The following is a 23045-nucleotide window of genomic DNA, read 5'->3' as shown; positions in this document are numbered from 1 at the left end:
TATAACTTCCTATAATATATATTATGTCTACTCGAAAAAATTAAAACGTTATCTGATCTTCAATCTACTTACCTTCTCTGAATTTTAATCATAATAAATCCACTGATAAAACTTCGTTACGTTTATTTCTCCACTAATATAAATTCTATATTGCTTTGAATTAATTTCCTTTAAAATAGGATCAATCCCATGTTTTTTTAGTTCAGAAAACGCTGTTAACATAAAATTATGATCCACTTATGAGATCCACTCACGATATTAACAAAAAATTTATCTTTATAGATACAACCATCTCCGTCAAAGTATCCTCTCATAAAGTGTGATAAATAACAATTTGGCACATTAGGAAATTCTAAGCTTAATGATTTAGCAGAACCTATTCCATGAAGGTTTACTAAATCTTCTTTTATTATTTTTCTATTTAACATAAGTGTGTATTTTGTTTTCATTTGTCCTAATTGGCTGTTCAGCTAGCATTTCGTTTTTTTATTAATCATACCTAACTCACACATTAGCTTTTTTAGCGATATCTACTGTTCTTTCTCCACTTTCACATACAACCTCACCACTTCTTCATTCAATTTATACTCCTCTCCCTTCTATCTTTCATTATACCGAACAATTGTTCTTGCTCGCAAAATATAGCAGTATTTATCGGTATTACAGGCCCTCTAATTTTGAATTCCTTTATTGAGTAACCTAAAATAGATTATGATACCCATTATGATGTAAGGATGAATCAGTAATGAAAAAAGGACAACTTTTAATCAGCATCCTGACCGGTTTTACTTTTCTATTAACTCGCCCAAAAAAAGTTACGGCTCCAATTAAGCAGGAAGATCCAGCATACTATCCAGGCACGAATATTAAAATCAAGCCTGGAGATTTATTATTTTCCCCGATTGGGAAAAGCGAATCTAAATATGTAGGACATGTTGGGATCGTAAATCACGAAAACAAAGTCGTTCATTCCGTTCCTGCTGGTTTAGTTCAAGATTCAGTAGTTAATTACTGTCGTAAATTTCGTTCGATTACGGTATTTGCACCTAATACCCCATTCCTCGGTATACAGGCTGCAGACTATCTTAGAACGTTATATAAAGAACATCCAAAAGCTGTCTACAAGGTTTTTACGCCTCTTGGAAACTCGGATGAAGTACAGTATTGTACGAAAACTGTCTGGCAATGTTATATGTATGGAGCTGATGTCAATCTTGGTAACCTTTCAAAAGAAGCGAGAGCTATACATCCTCAATTACTAAAAGATAAAAAAAACCTTACAAAAAAAGGAGCCATCCGTTAAGGATTGGCGCCTTTTTGCTTAGGCAATACTTTCTTTCGTCTTTTTAGATTTATCAGTTTTCACCAGAAACAATGTAAACAAAAGAAGTACAATACCGGCTATTCCAGCAGATATATAACTAGCATTTAAATAATTTTTCATAACCATTGCCATTCCTGGAGGTCCAAGTGCAACTCCAATAAATCTAGATGAGCTATAAAATGAAGTAATTGTCCCGCGCTCTTCTTTTTCTATTCCCTCAGTAATCATGGCGTCAAGCGTCGGCAGTATGGCTCCAATAGCTACACCCATTAATGTAGTAATAACCAGCAGCCAGAGTAACTTATCACTTACCATTCCTATAAATATCACTGTACTTGAAGACATAAGCAGGCCGCAGACTAATACCCTTTTCATTACCTTAAGATCTCCTTTAATGATCTTACCAGTGATAAAAGATGCTAAACACAAACCAAATAAAGGAATGGCTAAATAAAATCCTTTTTTCACTCCATACAAATCATGGATTTTTTCAAAAATATCAGAAAGGAAAAATAAAACGCCAAACAGTATTAACATTAAATAAACACCTGTTAAAAAAACAGTATACAGCCACTTACCTTCTTCATTAAATATCTTTTTCGTTTTCTTAATAAATGCCTTAAATTTAGGAGGTTCCTCATTTTTCTTAGGAGCCTTTATGAAAAAGAAAACTAAGATAATCGAAATTAAGCTGAAAAATGATATAGAGAAAAACGGTAAAAACCAAAGAAATGCAGCAAACAAAGCCCCTAAAATCGGACTTAAAACTTTTCCAAAGGTATTTGATGTTTCAATTATTCCTAAACAAGAACTCGTTTTTTCGTCATCATCTTTATATAAATCCCCCACTAAAGGTAATATAATTGGAGTTGCTCCGGCAGCACCAATTCCTTGCAACACACGGCCAATAACAATCCAGGTGAATGGATCATTAATTTTCCAAGATGCAAAGCCAGCTATCAAACCTCCTATAAGAGCAATAATTAAACTTGGAAGAATAACGATTTTCCTCCCATAACGATCAGATAAATATCCGGCTACAGGTATAAGAAAAATAGCTGCTATCGAATAGCTAGTAATAATCATACTAGACTGAAATGAAGAAATACCTACTTTTTTCTCGAAAATCGGAAGAACTGGAATTAACATTGAATTTCCTAATGTCATGACAAGCGGAATTGAGGCCATGCTCACAAGACACCATTTGCTAACTGTTTGATTCTTCGTATCGTTAGCCATTCACTACACCTCATTCATTATCTATCTTCCGTTATTTTTGTTTAAGACGAATAGAATTATTCAATGAATATTTTTAGAAAACAAAATCCCCGCATTAAAGAAAGCAGGGATTGATAATTATTCTTCGTGCTGGATGTAAGTTTTACCACTTTTTTGAATGATTTTTCTTTCTTTCATTAATGTACCTAAAGCTCTTTTGAATGCAGCTTTACTAATTTGAAAAGTGTCACGAATCTCATCAGGAGAGCTTTTATCTGTAAATTCCATCACTCCATCGTTTTCAATAAGATAAGAATAAATTATTTCGGCATCATCCTTAAGGACATCCTGCTTTAAAGGACGTAACGTAAGGTTGATTGTACCATCGCTTTTCACATCAATTATACGAGCTTCTACAGTTTCACCTATTCGCGGCTCATCTTTTCTTTCATTCGGATGTATAAACCCTCTATATCCCTGTTCAGTTAAGACAAATGAACCGGCTTTTGTAGAGCGATAAACACGACCAGTTACTTTATCGTTTAATAACGATTGAGGGGCTGCTTCGAGATCTTCTATTACTTCGCTTTCGGAAATCAGTTCTGCAAAAACCCTACCTTTTTTATCTTTTTCTAAACTTACAAACAGAAAATCGCCTTCTTTTGGCCAAACTGATTTTTTAAATGGAAGTTCGTCCTTTGAAACCAGGAAGGCTTTATCTACCCCAATGTTCACAAAAGCTCCCAGATTAGGAACAACTTCCTCTACCTCTGCCCAGCCATAGGAGTCTAATGTAACTTCTGGAATGATTGTAGAAGCAACAATCTCTTTGCTTCTATTTTGATATATAAAAACAGAAAGGTTTTGATCTAATTCTTTTATCTCGCTTTCTATTTGGTTGTTAGGTAATAAAATTTCTTCTTTGCCATCGGTTAAGATGAATCCTTCTGCTTTCTTTTTGATAACGTTCAATTCCTGCACACTTCCGATGAGATCTTTAAACATTTTAACCCTGCTTTCTCTTTTACTTTTCTTTGCTCTTTATATAATCCGCAATTAATTGGTAAGACTTCTTTTTTTCATTGAAGTTATATATATTTGTAATTAATAATACTTCATCTGTCTGGTATCTTTCACATAATTCCTGTAATTGATGATACACATGCGCTGGATTCCCAATAATACATCTTCTTCGATTACTTTTTATTTTGCTTAAATCTTTAGAGGTAAAGTCAGTATAATCAACTTCTTCTACTGATGGCACTCGTGTATCTAATCCTTTTTCTACCTGCAGCAGCCACATATCCTGGCTTTTCGCTAATTTTTCAGCCTTATCATTCGTTTCTGCGCACACAACAAATATACAGGCATTAATTTTTGGGTTCGTTAAGTTGGTTGAGGGCTGAAACTTTTCAAGATATGTTTCAATAGACAAAGTGGCCTGATCAGGATTTATAAAGTGGCCAAATGTAAAACCTGTTCCGTTGACAGCCGCATGTTGTGCTCCTCTTTCCGAAAGGCCCAGTACCCATAAATCGGGATTGGTCTTCGTTGAAGGTTTTGCAGAGACGCCGTAATAAGGATGTTCCTTAGGGATTTCAGCAGCCAAGAATTGTTGGACCTCCTTAATTTGACGGGAGAAAGAACTTAATGGTTTATCATACCCATCGTTTAATGCTGCCCTGGTTTTTTTGCCTCCCCCTGGTGACCTTCCCAATCCTAGATCAATTCTGTTTGGAAATAAAGCTTCTAACATTTTAAAATTTTCTGCTACTTTTAACGGACTGTACTGAGGTAAAAGCACGCCTCCGGACCCCACTCGTATCTGTTCGGTAACAGAAGCAATTCTTCCAACCAAAATTTCTGGAGAACTGCTGGCTAATCCATTTGTATTATGATGTTCAGCGACCCAATACCGATGATAACCTAATGAATCGGTTAGTTTTGCTAACTCAAGCGTTTGTTGCAATGCTTCTTCTGATGTTTTACCTTTCGAAATGGGACTCTGATCTAACACACTTAATTTCATTACATAGCCCTTTCTATCCTGTCCGATTAGCGATAAATATTTTTCATAATTTGACCCAAAACCATTTGCTGTTCTTCAAATAATATTTTATAACGTTTCTTTAAAACATTAAATTCCTCTTTACCAGCATCTGTTAAGTAATACCAATATACCTTTTGTCTTTTTTTCTCATGAGATTTAAAGTCTTCTTTTCGATAGAGTAGCCCTTCTTCAGTCATTTCATGCAAAGTATCAAGTAAAGTTGAAGGTGCAGGAATCCAATTTTTCGTGAGATTTTTAAATTCAGATTTAAAATGTTCACTTATCATAGGTTGACTAACTTGAAGCAAATGCATAATGTAAAACTTAGTGAATTGAGCTGCACTCATATTTAAAGCAAACTTTTTAGGATTATTTTTATGAGACATGGTAACCTCTCCCACTCTTTTCTTCTATTTTACAATAAAGTGGTTATGGTTTGTCTAATAATAAGTACGTTTGTTCGGTTATTGATGGTTGTTTTAAAGCAGTTCGGAGTTACTACTAAGTATTAAGTGAAAGTATATTTTGTTTTAAAAAATGATGAACTGCTTTCCTTTTTTGCAAAATAAGGATTTGAGTGTGAGAATTTTGTTGTAATATTCTTCTATAAATTTTTTTATTCTTATCTTTGGGAAATCGCCAAACGTAAAGTATAAATTCCACAGTGATTCGCTCAGGGCATCCTTCAGCAAGATCTTCTCTCGTCCTTCCTCTATGTTTAATCCAGCGCTTAATTACTCGATAAGTACAGAGAAAACGATTCACATCTAGAAAAATGATTGTGTCAGCTGCTCGAAGTCGATCTTCCCAAACGGAGGTATAATTCCCTTCTATAATCCATGATTTTTTCTTTAGATGAATTTCCTGTTTATTCAGTAACTCTTCCCGGGTAGACTGTAACCAACCGGGTTTCCAAAAAAGTTGATCCATATGAACAACCTCTATTTTTAAAATTGAACTTAATTGCTTAGCTAATGTTGATTTCCCTGAGCCCGGAGAACCTAATATCACAACTCTTCTCAAAACCTAATCACTCCGATCATATAATCACTTAAGTTTATAGTTTAGCAATATTCTACAAAATTCTAAAGAAATAATAGTTAAAATGAAACCGATTTATTATGACCTTCGTCTATATTATGACAAATAAAAAAAGCCCACTATTGTGGGGGCAACAGCAGGCTTTTCCTTTCTTACTATTATTCAGCTAGTACTTGAACTGTTACGTTTTGACGACCGAAGTCAAGGGCTTCGCCGCGATCCTGCATATAAAGATCAACTTTATTACCTTGGATCGCACCGCCAGTATCTCCGGCAATTGCTACACCATAACCTTCAACATGTACTTTGGATCCTAGTGGAATAACATCAGGATCTACTGCAACTACTTTCTGATCAGGGTTTGCATTTAGATCAATACCTGTACTCGTGACACCACTGCACCCAGTACAGTCAGCAGTATAGGCCGTTGCTTCAACGTTTACTTCTTTAATTACATCATTACTTGTATCTTGAGAACTGTCCGTCTGTTCTTGAGTTTCTTGTTCGTCTGAACTGTTAGCCTCTTCGTTGCTAGATTCAGTTGAAGTTTGTTCAGTTGATTCTTGTGCACTTTCGTTCGAAGATGCTTCTTCAGTTTGTGGAGCATCAGATGAAGCTTGACCACTTACAGAAAGCTTATCACCAGGATAAATTAATGAACCGGAAAGACCGTTCCAATTCATTAGATTATCCACTGACACGCCGAATTCTTGTCCGATTTGATAAAGTGTGTCGCCAGATTCAACTGTATAAGTGCTTTGTTGTTGTTCTTGTTGTTCACCAGATACTTTTAACGATTGATTCGTTACAATTAGGTTTGAGCTTAAGTTGTTTAGTTCTTTTAGTTTATCAACGGATACTCCTTTTTCTTGAGAAATGCTCCATAGAGTATCACCTTTGTTTACTTTATATTCGTCGGCACTTACACCTGTTGCAAAAGCACCAGTAAGTGCTGCGGTAGCTGCTATTGAGAAAGCTGTTTTTTTCATTTTGTAAAGTCCTCCTCGAAAATTGATGTGTTTGAATTAACCACAATTACAAGATTAACAGATTCTCAATAAAATTTAAGAACAAACAGCTAACAGTTTCTTTTCAACTATGACGCTTATTTTGCATTAAGTTTACAAAATAGGTAAAAATACTTATCTGTCTACATAATTTTCCATTATTTTTGAATGATTTGTCGTTTCATGCTTACTGTAATGTAAATTGCAATAGGAATTTTTAAATAATCTTGTTTATAAATGAAAAAAGCTGACTCCATTTTATTTGGAGTCAGCTTTCTTTACATTGATGCAATTTGTTTTTGTACTTCAGGGTCTTGTAAAAACTCATCATACGACATTTCCTTATCCATAATATTGCCATTTGGTGTAATTTCAATAATTCGATTAGCAACTGTCTGAATAAATTCATGGTCGTGGGAAGCAAAAATAATAGATCCCTTGAAATTAATTAACCCTTTGTTTAATGAAGTAATAGACTCTAGATCCAGGTGGTTCGTAGGTTCATCTAAAAGAAGAACATTTGCACCAGAAAGCATCATTTTAGAAAGCATACAACGTACTTTCTCTCCTCCTGATAATACATCAGGTTTTTTTAATGCTTCTTCCCCTGAAAATAACATACGGCCTAGAAAGCTTCTTAAGAACGTTTCAGTTTCATCTTCAGGCGAATATTGTCTTAACCATTCTACCAGATTAATATCTGAACGGCTGAAATAGGCGGAATTATCTTTTGGAAAATAGCTTTGAGACGTTGTAACTCCCCATTTGTAAGATCCTTCGTCAGGCTCCATTTCACCCATTAGAATTTGAAATAATGTAGTCTTCGCTACCTCATTACTTCCGACGAGAGCTACTTTATCATCCTTATTCAATGTAAAGCTTACATTATCTAATACCTTAACCCCATCCACAGTTTTTGAAAGGTTCTTAACCATGAGTAAGTCGTTCCCGATTTCCCGATCGGCTTTAAATGCAATATAAGGGTATTTACGAGACGACGGCTGGATATCGTCAAGGGTGATCTTCTCTAAAAGTTTTTTACGAGAGGTGGCTTGCTTAGATTTCGATGCGTTTGCACTAAATCGTGCAACAAACTCTTTTAAATCTTTTATTTTTTCTTCTTTTTTCTTATTTTGTTCTTCCGCCATTTTTTGTGCTAGTTGGCTGGATTCGTACCAAAAGTCATAGTTCCCTACATATACTTGAATTTTACCAAAGTCTAAATCTGCAATATGCGTACATACGTTATTTAAGAAGTGTCTATCGTGCGAAACAACAATTACGGTATTCTCAAAATCAATTAAAAAGTCTTCAAGCCATTGGATGGCATTGATGTCAAGGTGGTTTGTAGGCTCATCAAGCAGCAGAACATCTGGGTTTCCAAATAAAGCTTGGGCAAGTAACACTTTTACTTTTTCAGCCCCACTTAATTCATTAACCGTTTTATCATGTAAATTTTCAGAAATACCTAATCCAGTTAACAATCGTGCAGCTTCAGATTCTGCTTCCCAGCCGTTCATCTCCGCAAATTCACCTTCAAGTTCAGCAGCACGCATACCATCTTCTTCCGTGAAATCACCCTTCATATAAATAGCATCTTTTTCCTGCATGACTTCATAAAGTCTTTCATGACCCATAATTACAGTTTGAAGTACCTGGTACTCATCGTATTCAAAATGGTTCTGCTTAAGGACAGCAAGTCTTTGATCTTTCTTTAATGATACTTCTCCCGTTTGGGCTTCAATTTCACCGCTTAGAATTTTTAGAAAAGTTGATTTGCCGGCACCATTTGCTCCAATAAGACCGTAGCAATTACCTGGTGTAAATTTTATATTAACGTCTTCGAATAATTTTTGATCTCCGAAACGAAGACTTACGTTTTGTACATTTAACATTTAAAATCCTCCCGTACCTAAGTGTATAACATTAGAATTATATCATTCATTACTACCATCGGATAGGCTTTTATATTATAATTCCCAAATCAAGCGTAAAAAAGAACCCTTTCTAAGGGTTCTTTTACTTTTCTTTATAATATAAGCTGTTATTATTAACGACTTGAAGAACTTTGCTTTCTTCTTTCATCTCACTCGAGCACATCGGACAAATCGCTTTTTCTTCTGTTCTGAAATTATCTCTCATCCAGCAATTGCAATCTTCTGACGTACATACCCAAATTTTTGTTTCTTCCTCTACAATCTCATCCTGGTTCTTTTTACCGAATGCCATTACGTTGAAACCTCCTTTGGACATGTCCAATATGTAAAAGAGACTGACTAGCCTTAAGTCAGTCTCTTTTCGTACTTATAGTTTAGTTACATTAGCAGCTTGTGGTCCGCGGTCGCCTTCTGTAATTTCGAATTCTACGCTTTGACCTTCTTCAAGAGATTTGAATCCTTCTTCTTGAATTGCGCTGAAGTGTACGAATACATCGTCTCCACCTTCAACTTCAATAAATCCAAATCCTTTTTCAGCGTTAAACCATTTTACTGTACCAGTTTTCATAAAAATGGGTCCTCCAATATTTCTAAAAATTAATATGTGTTCCATGTGGATGAAAAAAATCACATATTATAAAAAGTACCAATGAAATTGATAACTCTTTATAATAAGTGATTTAGGAGTTAATCATGAATTGGTGCCCTTTTTATATACATTTATTACTATACATGATTTCCACCCAGTCGTCAAGTTATGATTACATTTATTTTTTATACGCTAAGGAGCCTTAGCGTATAATCTTATATTTTCTCAATCACTCCGCAAGCGATTCGAAGACCAGATTTACCGCTAGGCTGTGATTGATAATCATCAGGGCCTTGATGAATAATGATCGATTTTCCAATAATATCATTCACTTGAAAACGATCTGAAAAAAAGATCATTCTTGCTCTTCCATGATTTGAGAACAAAACTGGAAAATCGCCGGCATGGTTCCCGTGAGGCTGATCATCAGGGTTCCAATGTTCACCGGCAGAATCGAACGGTTTTTCTCCATTCCCTATCTCACATATACCTTTATTATGAATATGAAATCCGTGCGGTCCGATTTGTGTGCCGTTTTTCACTTCAAACATTGGAAGTCCTTCAACTTGTACAATTACTTCCACCCCATACGGCTGTTGTATAAAGTCAACTGTTCCTTTTAATTCCGGAGCTAGCGGGCTGCTGCGGAAGTTTGCTGCTGCACGATCCCCGTACATATTTCTTGTATGGTAAAGTATCGGTTCCAATATGATCCCCTCCCTGTATGAACATTTTATGTATTGTATGTGGTATTATGACCATACAATTTTACTTCAATTTGCGTCTTGTGCTACACTCCGTATATGCTTTAATAAGAAAAAGGAGAGATCTTATAATGAAAAAAAATTTATTAATTGCATTACTATCTCTATTTACCTTAGTTGGTTTAGCAGCCTGCTCTGGAGATGATAATGCTGAAAATGATAATAATAAAGAAGAAAAACAAACGAAAGAATCCTCTGAAAAGAACAGCGAAGACGGCCCGGTTGCCACAGTCAATGGAGAAGAGTTATCTCGTGAAGATTTTGAGCAGCAGCTTGCTAACGCCCAGCAGCAATATGAACAAATGGGTATGGATACAGAGGGTCAGCAGGATCAAATCGAACAGAGCGTAGTCGATGAAATGATTGGCATGGAACTCCTTCAACAAGAAGCAGAAAACGAAGGTCATGAAGTTTCCGAAGAAGAAGTAGATGAGCGCTATGAAGAATTTACTTCTCAATTTGAAAGTGAAGAAGCTCGAGACGAAGCTTACGAACAAAACGATTTAGATGAAGAAACCGTGCGTGAAGAATTAAAACGCAGCCTGCTTATTAACAAGTATGTAGAGGAAAACATAGACGAAGCTGAAGTCTCTGAAGAAGAAATAGAAGAACAATATGACGCAATGAGTGAACAGCAAGGTGAAGAAGCACCCAGCTATGATGAAGTAAAAGATCAAATTGAACAACAATTAATTACACAAAAAGAAAACGAACAAGTAACACAATTAATTGATGAACTTCGTGAAGAAGCCGACGTAGAGGTATTAATTTAAAGAAATAAAAGAGTAAAGCAGAGATCTCAGAAAGCGAACGTCTTATAAACGCAGATTATGAGCGTAGTTAAAATGCGATGCCTCTTGTAGAAATAGCACGAGTCGAGGCTCCTGCAGGAAAAGCGGAGTATTTGACAAAGCCATGGTATGGAATCTCACTAACATAAAATAATCCGAACTGATTCCTCCAGAATCGTTCGGATTATTTTATGCTTTATTCAGTATTGTTCCATCTTGTTTTTATATGCATTTTTCAATTTGAGATAACCGTTCTTTGAGCTCATCACTATTGACTTCCTCTTTTAAGCTGAACATTTTACTATCATAATACTGTTTGATTTCTTCTTCCCATTCCTTATTGACTTCCTGTAATTGTTTTTTAAACTGATTATGAAAATGAACAGCAAAACGATCCTTATTATTCATCATTGATTGACGTATTGGTTCGTTAATAATAGAAATCATTTCTTCCTTCATCTTCTCTTTGTCATTTCCCTCAAAGAAAGTTTTTGTACCTTTAAACATTTTCAAACTTGAATTAAATGCTGCCAAAGGTACAGGTATTTCCTCCTTAAACATCATGACTTCTGAACCGGCAAGAGCCCATTCTTTATTTTCTAAAGCTAAAGAGGGTTCAATTTTATTTAATTCTGTCTGAAGTTCTTCACGATAACGATTTACCAATTGTAAAATAAAAGATTCCATACGCACAGCTATTGCTCTCAGCTCTTGATTCATTTCAAACTGAACTTCGTGAAGCAAGGGTTTTATCGATGCTTCTAATTGGCTTTTCGCCTGTTGGTTCGACCCATTTACGATGGAAGGGTTAATATGATTTTTAAAATATTCATTAAAGTTAAGCATCATACGCTCATGCGCATAAAATATTTGTTTTTCTACTTTTTGCTGAATCTGATCAATTGCCCGGTTCGTAGACCGATCATTAAATATGCTAAACACAGTGTGCTTATCTTCTTTAAGTCTCTTTAGGTGCTCTGCTTTTTGCTGCTCATTTAATGAAGCATTATCGATATAAGTTTTTAGGGAAGTCGCCGCAAACTCCATGTCGTTTTGAATGGAATGCTGCAGTACTTCGGTTAATTCATGCGTTAAGAATTTCTCAAATCTTTCTTCAAATGACGCGAGACCGGAACGGTTCCCCCTATCTCCTTCCAGTTTGTCCTTTAATCCGTACAAACTGGATAAAGAATACAATCGTGGTTTTCTTATTTCGAACGATTGAAGTTGATTAACCACATAATCTTCTACTTGTCTTATCTCTTCGTTGGAACTGGCAAGATCCGCCGCATTAATAATAAAGAACATTTTATCCATTGAAAATGCGTCTTTAACTCGTCCTAATTGTTTTAAGAAAGATTCATCGGCTTTAGAGAAAGGATGATTAAAGTAGGTGACAAATAATATAGCATCTGCATTCTTTATATATTCAAATGATACATCGGTATGTCTTGCATTTACCGAATCCGCTCCAGGAGTATCAACTAACGTTACGCCCTTCCTTGTCCAGTCGCAGTCAAAATAGATCTCTACCCATTCAATAAAGCAGGAGGTTTCTTCTTCTGATACAAAAGAAGACAGTTGATCCCATGAGATTTCCATCTCTACACCTATATAGTCTTTCATGTTTCCATAACCTTTTAAAAATGCCTGTAAGAAAGATTTCTTTTGGTGAAAAAGCTGATCAAGCGTCCCTTCATCCCATTGAGCGATCATGTTATAAGCCCCTCCCAGGGTTGATTGAGGAGAAAGCGATTCATTTGTTGAATGAATTAAATCATCTATGAGTTCTTTTTCAGACTTAACCTTTACTAGCACACTCTTGTGATCGTATTGTTCATTAGGCGGTGCAATCTTATTAATCGTTGCCGTCGTTGGGTTGGGGGATACAGGCAGGATTTTTTCACCTAATAACGCATTAGCAAACGACGATTTGCCTGCGCTAAAGGCACCAAATAACGCAATGGTATATTGCCTGTCTCTTAAGCGCTGTTGTTTTTCTTTAAGATGGCTTCTTACATACTCAAATCCAGGCACACCTTTTAAGATGGTACGAACAGATTCTGCTTTCACAGCTAGGTTATTCGTCAAAGCAGGCTGCTGTTGATTACTGTTTTCTTTCGTAAAAGTTTTATCAATATCAACTTTCACTTCTTTATTTGGTACTTGTATCGTTTGAGCATCCACTTCAATAATCTCTTTTTCTCTTGCTTTCAAATTTTGAAAAACCTCAGCCATTTGCTCTTCTGTCACTTCCGGATGCTGCAGCGCCTCAAGTAAAGATTGCTGATAGTTAGATATATCCGCCTCTATAGCCTTAAGGCTTTCTTCTAACTGATCTTTTTCTCCCATCGCTCGTAACAGTTCATAATTGCGGTTAGATTCTTGCTTTGTTTGCTGCTCCAGCTCTTTCTCAATTTGCAGCCACCATTCTTGCATCACTGCACGATAATGTTTCTGAATATCTTGAGATAATTGATCGGTGTATCTTAAAACATACTCCCCCGTTACAGAAGCACCTGCTTCAATTAAGGTTTTCACACGTTCTTCTGTAGGATATGTTAACTTTAACATTTCCGCTTCTTTGAGAAGTTGCTCGTTTGTTATATCTACTTGTTGTAACAGTTCCCTTAATCGATCTTTCAAAGGCCAAATTAAATTTTTTTCTACAGTAGCATCTACTTCTTCACAAAAAGCTTGCTTTCTCTCTGCCCGCTCCTCTTCTGTTTTCTTCCTGGCAAATAACATTCCTACTTTAAACCCAGGCTGTTCTGATTCTAAAAAAGAGGCAGCTTTTTCTCGCACTGGACTAGGCATTAAATAAGCATTCGAAATAAACTTCTTCACGCGATCATCAAATTGATCTTTTGCTTTAGGGACTCGGTTCGCTTGTCTGTCTTTCAATGTTTCTAATCCGTTAAAACCTTTCTCTTCTATCACTTTTTGAAAATTATTAAGGTCAGCTTCAATTCGGGAAGTTTGATCGGCATACTGCTCTCTGTACACTTCAATGCATTCATTAACGATACCATAGAGATGAGCTGCTGCTTGTTCTTCTGCTTCTTTTTGTTCAAAACGTTCACAGAAGTCGGTTTGCAGACTTTTTAAGTCGCTATACGGATGATCAGTATCCTTTAAAGACGAATAATAAATATGTTCTGGAGTAATCCCCCAAAGGCTGAAGGATTCGCGAACACTCTTTGAAAACCTATCGAAGGTAAGTTCTTCTTTTTGATGTTTGTCCACTTGATTAATTATGATAGAAAAAGGTATATTTCGTTTCTGCATTTCCACTAGAAAGTTTAAGTTAACTTCCGATTGCACGTGATTATAGTCCATGACGTAATACATAAAGTCCATTACATGCAAAGACGCTTCGGTAACCACTCGATCTGCATCATTTGTAGAATCAACCCCCGGCGTATCCAATACTTTTACATACTCTGGAATTGAGGAGACGGGACGGCTGATTTCAATTTCTTTTATCGAGTCTCCATCCTTACAAAAATCCTTAACCAACTCTAAAGAAATATCACCTATATACTTTTTAGGAGGGGCTTCATGAAAGTGAACCGTTGTATAAGGAGCTCCCGATGAGAGCTTTACAATATTAGCGCTCGTTGGAATCGGACTTGAAGGTAAAATATTCTCTCGAGCCAAATAGTTAATCATTGAAGATTTACCCGCAGAAAAATGGCCGGCAAAACCAATGACCACTTCATTACGATAAACTTTATCAGCTAAATCCAGCATCTTATGAGCCAAATCTGGATGTTGGGGTTGAATCTTAAGGTAAAGATTCACTATTTGATTCATTACTGTGGCACGCTTTTCTTTGGTGATTACAGACATCTGCCATTCTCCTTTTTTCATTTACGTTACGTTATGAAACATATTATAGCAGAAACCTGCTTCAAGCCATAAATGAATCAAATCATAATAAGAATTCAGCTAATTGTTGGTGGACGATTTTACTGTGAAGCAGATGGTTGTGATCCTCCTCTGGAATAATCATAACTTTTTGTTTGAACATTTTCTCATGCCAGTCTTGAAGATTAGAAGGCACAATCACTTCATCATCCGCTCCAACAAAAGTGATCATTTTTTCTGGCATTTTATCATTAGATAGTGGTTCTAAAAACCTTGAAATGAGAAGTCTAAATGTTAAATGAACATCAGCCTCCCGGTTAAACTCATCCGGAATAATGGCTACGGTTCGATTATTCCACCAATTAATCCCCGTTTTTTGAAGAACATTTAGAAGTGCAGCTTTTTTGGAGTATACTTTGTAACCCACATGTGTACCTGGCTTAAACTGATCATTCGCATCGTCTTGATAGACAGGCAGTCTGGGGTGAAAGTAAGGAGCAAAAAATACATAACTATCTGCCGCATGTATATTTTTATGTATGAGCCTTAATAGATTGGCACATCCCATAGAATGACCCGCAAGTATAATTTCTGTAAATCCTTGCTTGCGAACAAAATGGATAAAATCAAAGAGATCATCGTCATACTGTCCGATATAATCTAGATCTCCTTTTGGGTGATTATCGTAACCTCGTAATATCGGTAAGAATGTATCGCCGCCCGCTTGATAGGTTACAGCCATTTCTTCATGGTGATCAACTTCTGCTGTCACCCCGTGAATCATAATAAAAGCTCTGTTATTTGTAAGCGTTTCATTTTTAAAATGCACGTAAGGTAAAGATGAAAAATCTCTCGCTGTATAGTGTTTCCATTCTGCTTTCATATTAACTCGATCCCCCTTCCGTCTGTTCTTCGAGGTATTCAGTAAAGCCTTCTACAGGCAGTTGTTTAGAAAACATATTAACAATTTGCTCTCCATATGAACTAGAGACATAGTTGGTAGCTCCTCTATGAATTTCAATCGCATAATGCAGCGGCACCGCTCGATTAGGTTTTTTTGAAATAACGGTAAACGTAAGCGCTCTGTAGGAACACTCCCCTTGTTGAACGTGTACGACTGTCGGCCGATAATGAAACGAGTATACACCTTCCCTATTATACAAATAGTCCAGTGCTTCTTCATTTACTTCATAAAGAACGCCTTCTACTCGTTTTCCTTGCGCCTCTCCAATATCTGCTCTAGCTCCATCTGATAAATGGTGCGAAAACAAAAGTTCATAATGATCAAGGTGTGCTCCCCCGATTATTTTCTCAAATAAATGATCAACACCCGCCTTCATAAACCGTTCATTGTCCATACAAGACCCATAGGCAAAGTAATAGACAGGGGAGGAATGCAGAAGACGTTCTACTTTCCAATCTCCAGAGGTAATTTCCATTTCTTTCTGTAAACCATCGCTGCCGAAGTACGTGTACGCTTCAAATTCCCCTTGCTGTGTCGTAACCTTAATCCATTCTTTTTTAAATAAAGGGTCAGAATCCTCTGGGTGATACCCCTCTAAACGATCAATCAGACCCTCCTGTTTCGGATCAATCTCATATAATTCTCCAAACGTAATTTCCGTTTCATCATGAACAATATAAGGATAATAGAACTCACTCTTATATAACTTGGCACGTACCCAGGCCTGCTCACTCAAGCACGTTTCATTTGCTATATAATGATGATTTCGTTCTCCTTTACATAATGAACCGTAAACAAATAAATACATTCTTGCTTCACTCCAATTTCAAATCTCGATTAGCAACTATACCATAACAGCTTTCCGCTGCATATGCAGCCTGTAAAACTGCTTGTTCCACTACATGGGCATATAAATAGCTTAAACTATTTAAATCCACTTTAACTTTCCCTGAGCTCATTGTAAAAATAGTATCTCCATCTACAAAAGTATGAGCAGGCATTATCGTTCTTGCAAATCCGTCATGAGCTAAAGCAGCCAATTTATTGGCTTCTGGTTTTGTTAACACAGCATTCGTCAACACCGCACCTATTGACGTATTCTTACTAAAACGATTGGTTGAGGGGGAAAGCACATGTTTCAGCAATAATTTTTCGGTATGTAAGAAGACGCGCTCCTTACGATTGTAAAGCCCAGCTATTCTTTCTCGATTAGAAGGATGGATAACATCTCCAAAGCAGTTTACCGCCACAACAGCACCTACTTGTAAATCGTGAATTTGAACGGCATACGTCCCAATTCCCCCTTTCATCGCTAGTTCGTTGCCTAACAGCTTTCCTACCGTAGCACCAGTTCCTGCCCCATAATTTCCCATTAAAAATGGTTGATTTGATAAAGCATTCTCACAAGCTCTTTGACCCATGGCAGCATCAGGCCTGATCGCAGACCCTCCCACATTAAGGTCATACAAAATGGCTCCTGGGACGATTGGAACTTTTGCAGTAGGTGTATCAAATCCGATTCCTCGTCTTTCTAATGCATCCATGACCCCGCTTCCCGTTTGCAACCCAAATGAACTACCCCCGGCTAAAAACAATCCATGAATTTTTTGAACTAAATTTTCCGATTTTAATAAGTCGGTTTCCCTGGTACCTGGTGCACCTCCTCTTACATCCACCCCCGCCGTTGCTCCATCCTTTGCGACGATAACCGTGCAGCCCGTCCCTGCCTTTTCATTTTGATCATGTCCAAACTTAAAGTCATTTATATCGGTAACGTCTATTCTGTTCATTCATCGTTCACCCCTATGTTTTTAAAATTAGTAAAAAGGTAAAATAACCTTAGGAGGTGTTCACATGCCAAGAAAACATTTGGTTTTTCACGGAAGAGTACAAGGTGTTGGTTTTAGAGCAACTGCTCAGTCTCTTGCGAAGCAGCACAGTCTGAAAGGATGGGTGAAAAATAAAGAGGATGGATCCGTTGAGTTAGAAGCCGAAGGAGAAGATCAAGCTCTTCAATCTTTTTACGAAGAAATCAAGGAAGATCCTAGCCCCTTTATTAAAATCGAGACCATTGATGAACAAGATTACGAAGAGGAAAAGGGTCATCAAAATTTTAAAGTTCTTTACTAATAAAAAACACACCGCACAGCTGCAGGATGCGGTGTGTTTTTATTTTTGGTGCATGGGGCGGACAATTAATTCATTTACATTCACTGATTCCGGCTGCATAACGGCGTAAGTAACGGCACTCGCAATGTCAGCTGATTCTAAGGGAGTCATGTCGCGATTTTTAAACATATCAATGACATCACCGTCTGTAATATGCTCCGTTAATTCAGTATCCACAGCACCTGGTGAAACGTTGGTCACGCGGACACCAGATTTTGATAATTCTTTCTCCATCCCCATCGATAAAGCTTTTACAGCATATTTTGTCGCACTGTAAACCGTACTTGATGGAAATACTTCATGCCCCGCCACAGAAGATACGTTGATAATGTGACCAGATTTTTGCTTTAACATTTCAGGAAGGGCCGCATGGATCCCATATAAAACACCTTTTATATTTACATCCACCATCTGCTCCCATTCATCAACATGGTCATTTTTTAGAAATGACAGCAGCATGACACCTGCGTTGTTCACATAGATATCAACCGAGTTAAACTTATCTTTTGTATGTTGAACAAGCTGCTCTACATCTTCCCGCTTAGTCACGTCTGTTTCCACGACAGCTGTCCTAACCCTATACTCATCTTCAATCATTTCCGCCAGCTTCTGGAGTTTATGAGCTCTTCGGGCAGCTAACACAACATTGGCCCCATGTTCAGCTAAATGCTCAGCAATGGCTTTACCGATTCCGCTGCTTGCCCCAGTGATGATCGCTACTTTATTAGTTAGTTTTCCCATCTGCATAGCCTCCTTCTCCATTTACAGTTTTATACCCTTTTTCTAAGAATTTTATTCAAATGGACCTACCAAAAAAGCCATCTCCAATAAGAGAGATGGCCTTTTACGTATGTGTTCACTATCGTTCCTCAAAAAACTTACGGTTTAACTCAATGTATTTGTTTTCTTCCTCTGGTACTTCATCCTCAATATAGATGGCCTCTACAGGACATACAGCTTCACAAGCACCGCAGTCAATGCAAATAGCTGGATCGATATAAAACATATCTTTACCCTCTTCAATACAATCGACTGGACAAACATCTACACATTCTCCAGCTTTCTCGTCTTTACAAGGGGAAGTAATTACAAAAGCCATGTGAATCTCCTCCTTCTCTTAAAAATTACAAGTGCATACTAATTATATACACCTCTTCATGGAGTCTTAAACAAAACTCTATCTATTATGATAACGACTAACGAGTAAAATCGCAATTTTTGCAGAAAAATATCTAATCCTGCCAAATTCGTTCTACCGTATAATCTCCGCCTTGCTTTTGAACTAAGAAAATGTCAGGTCGAGAGAGCCGTTTCCATTCGTTAAATCCAAATTCTCTTTTGTACTTTTGAAGGAGCAGCGCTAATAAGTTGCCATGAGTGACGAGAACCACATTGCCAGGTTCACTCTCTAATTCATTGACGAGTGATAAGGCACGCTCTTTTGCTTCTGTAGAGGATTCCCCGCCAGCCATTTTTAATTCAGGATCCATAAACGTATCATAGAGCACTTCTTCCCAATCATCTAACGGCGTATGACTCAGGATACGTTCTTCCAGCCTTTCATCTAGTTCAACTTCAATTCCTTTCTTTTGAGCAAAAGGTTTGATGGTTTCCACCGCCCGTAAAAAAGGACTAGAAATAATACGATCCACATCGTATGCTGATTGTTCAAGAAAGGCCGATATCATTTGTGCCTGGCGCACCCCTAGTTTTGTTAACGGTGAGTCCTCGTGTTGTCCTTCGGTTTCACTGTGACGAACTAATAGCAATTTGTCCATTTTGTGACTCCCCCTTCAAACTTTCACTTACTTCTATTATCAACCATATGACAGCCGTTGACAAGAAGTGAACGGTGGAAATTGGTCCATGTCCTAATAAGAAAGGCTTTATAATATAAAAAACTGAAGCGGAAGAAACCACTTCAGTTTACACTTCTTTAAAATAGCCTTTGTAAAATCCGCCGATTCTGCCGGAATTATCTAAGACAAAATAAAATTCTTCACTCTCATTCTTAACGTCATAAACCTTTCCAGGAGTTAAAACATTTTGAACGACAAATTTTTCTGCTTCATTATGCACACACTCAACTTTTTTTATTGTTTCTGACTGCTCCCAAGTTTTATGGATCATAGCAAAAACCAGCCTCCTTCATTTTACTATCATACACGTATAAAGAAGGGGACTCAATTGCTGACTTTAGTTTTATACCATTCGGCCGATTTCTTTACTTCTGCTTCTGTTAAACGATGGCCCATGTTTTCCCACTGCGTCGTTACATTAGAACCCGCTTCCTCTAAAAGCTTTTTTAATTCTTTTGTTTCTTCAGCGGGGCAGATCGGATCATTCTCTCCAGCGCCAATAAAGACGGGAACTTCAGCAAGATCAGGTAAGACAACTTCTCTTCTAGGCACCATAGGATGATAAAGAATCGCAGCTTTTAAACTGTTTTTGTAGTGAAATAGCAGACTTCCAGCAATATTAGCTCCGTTAGAATATCCAACAGCAACAACCTTTTCTCGAGAAAACCCGTACTCTTCAGCCGCTTCACTTATAAAATCATACAGTTCTTTCGTGCGGTAAAGAAGGTCCTCTTCATCAAAAACGCCTTCTCTTAACCTTTTAAAATAGCGGGGCATACCGTTTTCTAAAACGTTTCCCCGAACCGATAATATGGCTGCATCCGGATCAATCATCTGTCCCAGCGGAAGCAGATCTTCTTCCGTGCCTCCTGTTCCGTGTAACAACAACAGTACTTGACTGCTTTGATCTTTACCTTCTTTAAATATATGTTTCATAAAAATGATGCCTCCCCTTTGTTTCCATAATTCAATTACAGACATTTAAATTTATTTTTTAATCTACCTGAAATTTTATCTTTATTTCGAGATAATGTCAAAGAAACTAGTTTAAAAGTTGAATCGCCAATACTCGTGTTATAATCTAAATAACAATTTATTAAGTGGGGTGTTGATATTGGATAAGTGGATCTATGGTTATGATTCGAAATCCGAGAAATTCAATCATATACATATCCGCAATTATGAAGAAAAAGACTTTCTCCGTTTAATTGAAATTCAGAAGAAAGCCTTCCCCCCTCCTTTTCCCTCTAAGCTATGGTGGGATGAAGATCAGTTAAGAAACCATGTTGCTATTTTTCCACAAGGCTGTATCTGTATAGAAGTTGAGGGAGAGGTTGCAGGATCAATGACTGCTATGAAAACGAATATAGATGAACACACCGATCATACATGGGATGAGGTTACCGGCGGCGGTACAATGCAAACACATAACCCTGAGGGATCCGCTCTATACGTCGTCGATATTTGTGTTGACCCCGCCTACCGTTCATTAGGATTAGGCGGGCAGTTAACGCAGGCCATGTATGAGACAGTTGTCCACTTTCACCTGGAGCGCTTAATAGGGGGTGCAAGAATGCCTAACTATCATAAACACAAGCATGAACTGACCCCCGAGGAATACGTGAATTTAGTGATTAAAAACGAATTAACCGATCCGGTGCTTACCTTTTTGTTTAAAGCCGGGCGTTCCCCCGTGCGTCCTATTGCCCATTATATCGATGATGAAGAATCCGCTCACTATGGATTATTAACGGAGTGGAAAAATCCATTTGTCTGATATTTATGTTTTCGAAACAGCGGCTCCATGTTCAATAAGCAGCATAAGCTGCTCCGCCATTTCTTGAGGACCTACTTTGTGTTTATGAGGAAACAAGATCGCGTGAAAAATAATATCTGCAATTATTTCAGTATCTACTTTAGCAGACCATATGCCACCAGCTTTCGCATCATTAATCCATTTTACTAATACCTCGTATGTTTTTTTGTGTTCACCAGCTAACTGAGATTGATAATACGAAGCGAGTTCTTCTTCACTTGTCTGAATTTCACGAATCATACGTTCCACTTGATGAATTTGAGCATGATCCAGCAGAATGAATAACAAGGAACGGAGCTTTTCATTTGGCTGGATCTCTGCTGGAATATTTTCAATACGCTGGTTCATCTCATCCATAATTTCACGCAAATAAGCGATCAACAGCTCTTCTTTATTACGGTAATATTCGTATAACGTGCTTCGCCCTACTCCAAGAATTTCAGACAATTTTTTAAAATGGACGCCATGAATCCCGTCTGAACGAATGACCTGACCTGTCGCTTGAAAAAGCTCTTCTTTCGTTAATGACTTTCTTCTACCCATAGCGTTCCCTCTCTTACTCTAATTAGTATACTTAAGTATATCTTACTTTGAACTCACAAGAAAAGCAGGCTTAGAAAGCCTGCTTTTTTTATGAAGTAAATAGATTCGCCAGGTAGCCGTAACCTCTTTCTTCTAACTCTTCTTTTGGAATAAATTCTAAAGCAGCCGAATTAATACAGTAGCGTAATCCACCTCGATCACTAGGACCATCTTCGAATACATGTCCTAAATGAGAATCAGCTTTATCACTTCGAACTTCTGTGCGAATCATTCCATGGGAATTGTCTACGTGCTCAAGAACGTGCTGTTTTTCAATAGGTTTTGTAAAACTTGGCCATCCACAGCCGGCATCGTACTTATCTCTTGAACTAAAAAGAGGTTCTTTAGAAATAATATCGACGTAAATTCCTTCCCCTTCATGATCATAATATTCATTTTGAAAAGGGCGTTCCGTGCCGTTTTCCTGTGTCACAAAATACTGGAGATCTGTTAGCGTTTGTCTTAGCTCCTGCTTATTTTTCTTAATCGCCCAATGATCTTTAATAAAGTCTGCTCGGCCGGATCCTTTTTTATATCGTTTATAATGATACGAATTTTTTTTATGATACTCCTGGTGTTCATCCTCTGCTTTATAAAATGGTTTAGCGGGCAGGATATCAGTGACGATCGGCGCTTTGAAAATCCCTGATTTTTCCAACCGAAACTTACTTTCCTCGGCTATCTTACGCTGCTCCTCATCATGGTAGTAAATCGCCGTTTTATACGATTCACCCCGGTCGGCAAACTGGCCTCCAGAATCCGTAGGGTCAATTTGCTGCCAAAAAATTTCGACCAATCTCTCATAAGGAAAAAGTGCAGGATCGTACGTGATCTGCACAGCCTCACGATGCCCTGTAGTTTCAGTAATAACAGCCATATACGTAGGGTTATCTGTATGCCCACCGGTATAACCTGAAGTCACTGAAATAATGCCTGGGCGTTCTTCAAACGGCTCAACCATACACCAAAAACATCCTCCAGCAAATGTAGCTATTTTATATTCTTCATTCATATAAGAACCTCCGTTGACATGATGTTTTGCTGCATGGTTATTATTCTTGCTA

General features: G+C 37.4%; 25 protein-coding genes. 4 read left to right on the top strand and 21 right to left on the bottom strand.

Annotated elements, in window-relative coordinates; all coding sequences use genetic code 11:
• The first annotated feature begins 745 nt into the window (after nt 1–745).
• Nucleotides 746–1303: a hypothetical protein gene (locus ACGTNH_RS10605; RefSeq protein ID WP_394586693.1), complete on the top strand. Its 558-nt coding sequence runs from the start codon at nt 746–748 to the stop codon at nt 1301–1303.
• Nucleotides 1304–1321: 18 nt separating this feature from the next.
• On the opposite strand, the gene ACGTNH_RS10600 is transcribed toward ACGTNH_RS10605, so the two are convergent.
• From ACGTNH_RS10600 to ACGTNH_RS10555, 10 genes are all read right to left on the bottom strand, one after another.
• Nucleotides 1322–2563 (bottom strand): MFS transporter, encoded by a 1242-nt coding sequence (locus ACGTNH_RS10600; protein WP_394586692.1) that lies wholly within the window; start codon nt 2561–2563, stop codon nt 1322–1324.
• Nucleotides 2564–2680: 117 nt separating this feature from the next.
• Entirely contained in the window at nt 2681–3547 is an 867-nt protein-coding gene (locus ACGTNH_RS10595; protein ID WP_394586691.1) for a CvfB family protein, read from the bottom strand.
• 19 nt (nt 3548–3566) lie between these two features.
• Nucleotides 3567–4571 (bottom strand): LLM class flavin-dependent oxidoreductase, encoded by a 1005-nt coding sequence (locus tag ACGTNH_RS10590; protein WP_394586689.1) that lies wholly within the window; start codon nt 4569–4571, stop codon nt 3567–3569.
• A 26-nt stretch (nt 4572–4597) separates the two neighbouring features.
• On the bottom strand, nt 4598–4978 hold the full coding sequence (locus ACGTNH_RS10585; protein ID WP_394586688.1) for a PadR family transcriptional regulator: 381 nt from the start codon (nt 4976–4978) through the stop codon (nt 4598–4600).
• Between the two features lie 115 nt (nt 4979–5093).
• Nucleotides 5094–5615 (bottom strand): P-loop NTPase family protein, encoded by a 522-nt coding sequence (locus tag ACGTNH_RS10580; protein WP_394586687.1) that lies wholly within the window; start codon nt 5613–5615, stop codon nt 5094–5096.
• Nucleotides 5616–5791: 176 nt separating this feature from the next.
• Nucleotides 5792–6622: a LysM peptidoglycan-binding domain-containing protein gene (locus tag ACGTNH_RS10575; RefSeq protein WP_394586686.1), complete on the bottom strand. Its 831-nt coding sequence runs from the start codon at nt 6620–6622 to the stop codon at nt 5792–5794.
• A gap of 296 nt (nt 6623–6918) precedes the next feature.
• Nucleotides 6919–8535, bottom strand: coding sequence for an ABC-F family ATP-binding cassette domain-containing protein (locus ACGTNH_RS10570; RefSeq protein WP_394586685.1), 1617 nt, complete (start codon nt 8533–8535; stop codon nt 6919–6921).
• Between the two features lie 124 nt (nt 8536–8659).
• Nucleotides 8660–8869, bottom strand: a complete 210-nt coding sequence (locus ACGTNH_RS10565; RefSeq protein WP_188375938.1) for a cold-shock protein — start codon at nt 8867–8869, stop codon at nt 8660–8662.
• Between the two features lie 75 nt (nt 8870–8944).
• The gene (locus ACGTNH_RS10560) at nt 8945–9145 is read right to left on the bottom strand and encodes a cold-shock protein (RefSeq protein ID WP_188375937.1); all 201 of its coding nucleotides are present in this window, start codon (nt 9143–9145) and stop codon (nt 8945–8947) included.
• 236 nt (nt 9146–9381) lie between these two features.
• The gene (locus ACGTNH_RS10555) at nt 9382–9873 is read right to left on the bottom strand and encodes a superoxide dismutase family protein (RefSeq protein WP_394586684.1); all 492 of its coding nucleotides are present in this window, start codon (nt 9871–9873) and stop codon (nt 9382–9384) included.
• 17 nt (nt 9874–9890) lie between these two features.
• On the opposite strand from ACGTNH_RS10555, the gene ACGTNH_RS10550 reads away from it, so the two are divergent.
• Nucleotides 9891–10703: a SurA N-terminal domain-containing protein gene (locus ACGTNH_RS10550; protein ID WP_394586683.1), complete on the top strand. Its 813-nt coding sequence runs from the start codon at nt 9891–9893 to the stop codon at nt 10701–10703.
• Nucleotides 10704–10943: 240 nt separating this feature from the next.
• Here the strand turns inward: ACGTNH_RS10550 and ACGTNH_RS10545 are convergent, their stop codons facing one another.
• From ACGTNH_RS10545 to ACGTNH_RS10530, 4 genes are all read right to left on the bottom strand, one after another.
• On the bottom strand, nt 10944–14573 hold the full coding sequence (locus tag ACGTNH_RS10545) for a dynamin family protein (protein WP_394586682.1): 3630 nt from the start codon (nt 14571–14573) through the stop codon (nt 10944–10946).
• Nucleotides 14574–14655: 82 nt separating this feature from the next.
• On the bottom strand, nt 14656–15474 hold the full coding sequence (locus ACGTNH_RS10540) for an alpha/beta fold hydrolase (protein ID WP_394586680.1): 819 nt from the start codon (nt 15472–15474) through the stop codon (nt 14656–14658).
• A gap of 1 nt (nt 15475) precedes the next feature.
• Nucleotides 15476–16363, bottom strand: coding sequence for a gamma-glutamylcyclotransferase family protein (locus ACGTNH_RS10535; protein WP_394586679.1), 888 nt, complete (start codon nt 16361–16363; stop codon nt 15476–15478).
• Nucleotides 16364–16370: 7 nt separating this feature from the next.
• On the bottom strand, nt 16371–17345 hold the full coding sequence (locus ACGTNH_RS10530; protein ID WP_394586678.1) for a P1 family peptidase: 975 nt from the start codon (nt 17343–17345) through the stop codon (nt 16371–16373).
• Nucleotides 17346–17409: 64 nt separating this feature from the next.
• Here ACGTNH_RS10530 and ACGTNH_RS10525 point away from each other — a divergent pair, with 64 nt between their 5' ends.
• A complete protein-coding gene (locus tag ACGTNH_RS10525; RefSeq protein ID WP_394586677.1) occupies nt 17410–17685 on the top strand; it encodes an acylphosphatase in 276 nt (91 codons plus the stop codon).
• Between the two features lie 39 nt (nt 17686–17724).
• Here the strand turns inward: ACGTNH_RS10525 and ACGTNH_RS10520 are convergent, their stop codons facing one another.
• From ACGTNH_RS10520 to ACGTNH_RS10500, 5 genes are all read right to left on the bottom strand, one after another.
• Nucleotides 17725–18465, bottom strand: a complete 741-nt coding sequence (locus ACGTNH_RS10520) for an SDR family oxidoreductase (RefSeq protein WP_394586676.1) — start codon at nt 18463–18465, stop codon at nt 17725–17727.
• Between the two features lie 118 nt (nt 18466–18583).
• On the bottom strand, nt 18584–18823 hold the full coding sequence (locus ACGTNH_RS10515) for a ferredoxin family protein (protein WP_394586674.1): 240 nt from the start codon (nt 18821–18823) through the stop codon (nt 18584–18586).
• A gap of 133 nt (nt 18824–18956) precedes the next feature.
• Nucleotides 18957–19502, bottom strand: a complete 546-nt coding sequence (locus ACGTNH_RS10510; RefSeq protein ID WP_394586673.1) for a histidine phosphatase family protein — start codon at nt 19500–19502, stop codon at nt 18957–18959.
• 148 nt (nt 19503–19650) lie between these two features.
• Nucleotides 19651–19854, bottom strand: a complete 204-nt coding sequence (locus ACGTNH_RS10505) for a DUF6501 family protein (protein ID WP_394586672.1) — start codon at nt 19852–19854, stop codon at nt 19651–19653.
• 53 nt (nt 19855–19907) lie between these two features.
• Nucleotides 19908–20519, bottom strand: a complete 612-nt coding sequence (locus ACGTNH_RS10500) for an alpha/beta hydrolase (protein WP_394586671.1) — start codon at nt 20517–20519, stop codon at nt 19908–19910.
• A gap of 178 nt (nt 20520–20697) precedes the next feature.
• Here ACGTNH_RS10500 and ACGTNH_RS10495 point away from each other — a divergent pair, with 178 nt between their 5' ends.
• Nucleotides 20698–21360 carry a GNAT family N-acetyltransferase gene (locus ACGTNH_RS10495; protein WP_394586670.1) on the top strand — a complete coding sequence of 221 codons (663 nt, stop codon included), beginning with the start codon at nt 20698–20700 and terminating at the stop codon, nt 21358–21360.
• Between the two features lie 3 nt (nt 21361–21363).
• Here ACGTNH_RS10495 and ACGTNH_RS10490 read toward each other — a convergent pair whose 3' ends face one another.
• Nucleotides 21364–21942 (bottom strand): TetR/AcrR family transcriptional regulator, encoded by a 579-nt coding sequence (locus ACGTNH_RS10490; protein WP_394586667.1) that lies wholly within the window; start codon nt 21940–21942, stop codon nt 21364–21366.
• Nucleotides 21943–22030: 88 nt separating this feature from the next.
• Nucleotides 22031–22993, bottom strand: coding sequence for a peptide-methionine (R)-S-oxide reductase MsrB (gene msrB / locus ACGTNH_RS10485; protein ID WP_394586665.1), 963 nt, complete (start codon nt 22991–22993; stop codon nt 22031–22033).
• Between the last annotated feature and the right edge of the window lie 52 nt (nt 22994–23045).

Origin of the sequence: Halobacillus sp. B23F22_1, from assembly GCF_043497005.1 — a bacterium.
Taxonomy (GTDB): Bacteria; Bacillota; Bacilli; order Bacillales; family Halobacillaceae; genus Halobacillus_A.
The sequence above is the reverse complement of the archived record's forward strand: the minus strand, read 5'-3'. Positions and strand labels throughout refer to the sequence as shown.

What these genes read in the sequence shown, in the direction of transcription:
- ACGTNH_RS10605 (WP_394586693.1), top strand. Translation starts at nt 746, where the DNA reads ATGAAAAAAGGACAACTTTTAATCAGCATCCTGACCGGTTTTACTTTT.
- ACGTNH_RS10600 (WP_394586692.1), bottom strand. Translation starts at nt 2,563, where the DNA reads ATGGCTAACGATACGAAGAATCAAACAGTTAGCAAATGGTGTCTTGTG.
- ACGTNH_RS10595 (WP_394586691.1), bottom strand. Translation starts at nt 3,547, where the DNA reads ATGTTTAAAGATCTCATCGGAAGTGTGCAGGAATTGAACGTTATCAAA.
- ACGTNH_RS10590 (WP_394586689.1), bottom strand. Translation starts at nt 4,571, where the DNA reads ATGAAATTAAGTGTGTTAGATCAGAGTCCCATTTCGAAAGGTAAAACA.
- ACGTNH_RS10585 (WP_394586688.1), bottom strand. Translation starts at nt 4,978, where the DNA reads ATGTCTCATAAAAATAATCCTAAAAAGTTTGCTTTAAATATGAGTGCA.
- ACGTNH_RS10575 (WP_394586686.1), bottom strand. Translation starts at nt 6,622, where the DNA reads ATGAAAAAAACAGCTTTCTCAATAGCAGCTACCGCAGCACTTACTGGT.
- ACGTNH_RS10570 (WP_394586685.1), bottom strand. Translation starts at nt 8,535, where the DNA reads ATGTTAAATGTACAAAACGTAAGTCTTCGTTTCGGAGATCAAAAATTA.
- ACGTNH_RS10565 (WP_188375938.1), bottom strand. Translation starts at nt 8,869, where the DNA reads ATGGCATTCGGTAAAAAGAACCAGGATGAGATTGTAGAGGAAGAAACA.
- ACGTNH_RS10560 (WP_188375937.1), bottom strand. Translation starts at nt 9,145, where the DNA reads ATGAAAACTGGTACAGTAAAATGGTTTAACGCTGAAAAAGGATTTGGA.
- ACGTNH_RS10550 (WP_394586683.1), top strand. Translation starts at nt 9,891, where the DNA reads ATGAACATTTTATGTATTGTATGTGGTATTATGACCATACAATTTTAC.
- ACGTNH_RS10545 (WP_394586682.1), bottom strand. Translation starts at nt 14,573, where the DNA reads ATGTCTGTAATCACCAAAGAAAAGCGTGCCACAGTAATGAATCAAATA.
- ACGTNH_RS10540 (WP_394586680.1), bottom strand. Translation starts at nt 15,474, where the DNA reads ATGAAAGCAGAATGGAAACACTATACAGCGAGAGATTTTTCATCTTTA.
- ACGTNH_RS10535 (WP_394586679.1), bottom strand. Translation starts at nt 16,363, where the DNA reads ATGTATTTATTTGTTTACGGTTCATTATGTAAAGGAGAACGAAATCAT.
- ACGTNH_RS10530 (WP_394586678.1), bottom strand. Translation starts at nt 17,345, where the DNA reads ATGAACAGAATAGACGTTACCGATATAAATGACTTTAAGTTTGGACAT.
- ACGTNH_RS10525 (WP_394586677.1), top strand. Translation starts at nt 17,410, where the DNA reads ATGCCAAGAAAACATTTGGTTTTTCACGGAAGAGTACAAGGTGTTGGT.
- ACGTNH_RS10520 (WP_394586676.1), bottom strand. Translation starts at nt 18,465, where the DNA reads ATGGGAAAACTAACTAATAAAGTAGCGATCATCACTGGGGCAAGCAGC.
- ACGTNH_RS10515 (WP_394586674.1), bottom strand. Translation starts at nt 18,823, where the DNA reads ATGGCTTTTGTAATTACTTCCCCTTGTAAAGACGAGAAAGCTGGAGAA.
- ACGTNH_RS10510 (WP_394586673.1), bottom strand. Translation starts at nt 19,502, where the DNA reads ATGGACAAATTGCTATTAGTTCGTCACAGTGAAACCGAAGGACAACAC.
- ACGTNH_RS10505 (WP_394586672.1), bottom strand. Translation starts at nt 19,854, where the DNA reads ATGATCCATAAAACTTGGGAGCAGTCAGAAACAATAAAAAAAGTTGAG.
- ACGTNH_RS10500 (WP_394586671.1), bottom strand. Translation starts at nt 20,519, where the DNA reads ATGAAACATATATTTAAAGAAGGTAAAGATCAAAGCAGTCAAGTACTG.
- ACGTNH_RS10490 (WP_394586667.1), bottom strand. Translation starts at nt 21,942, where the DNA reads ATGGGTAGAAGAAAGTCATTAACGAAAGAAGAGCTTTTTCAAGCGACA.
- msrB (WP_394586665.1), bottom strand. Translation starts at nt 22,993, where the DNA reads ATGAATGAAGAATATAAAATAGCTACATTTGCTGGAGGATGTTTTTGG.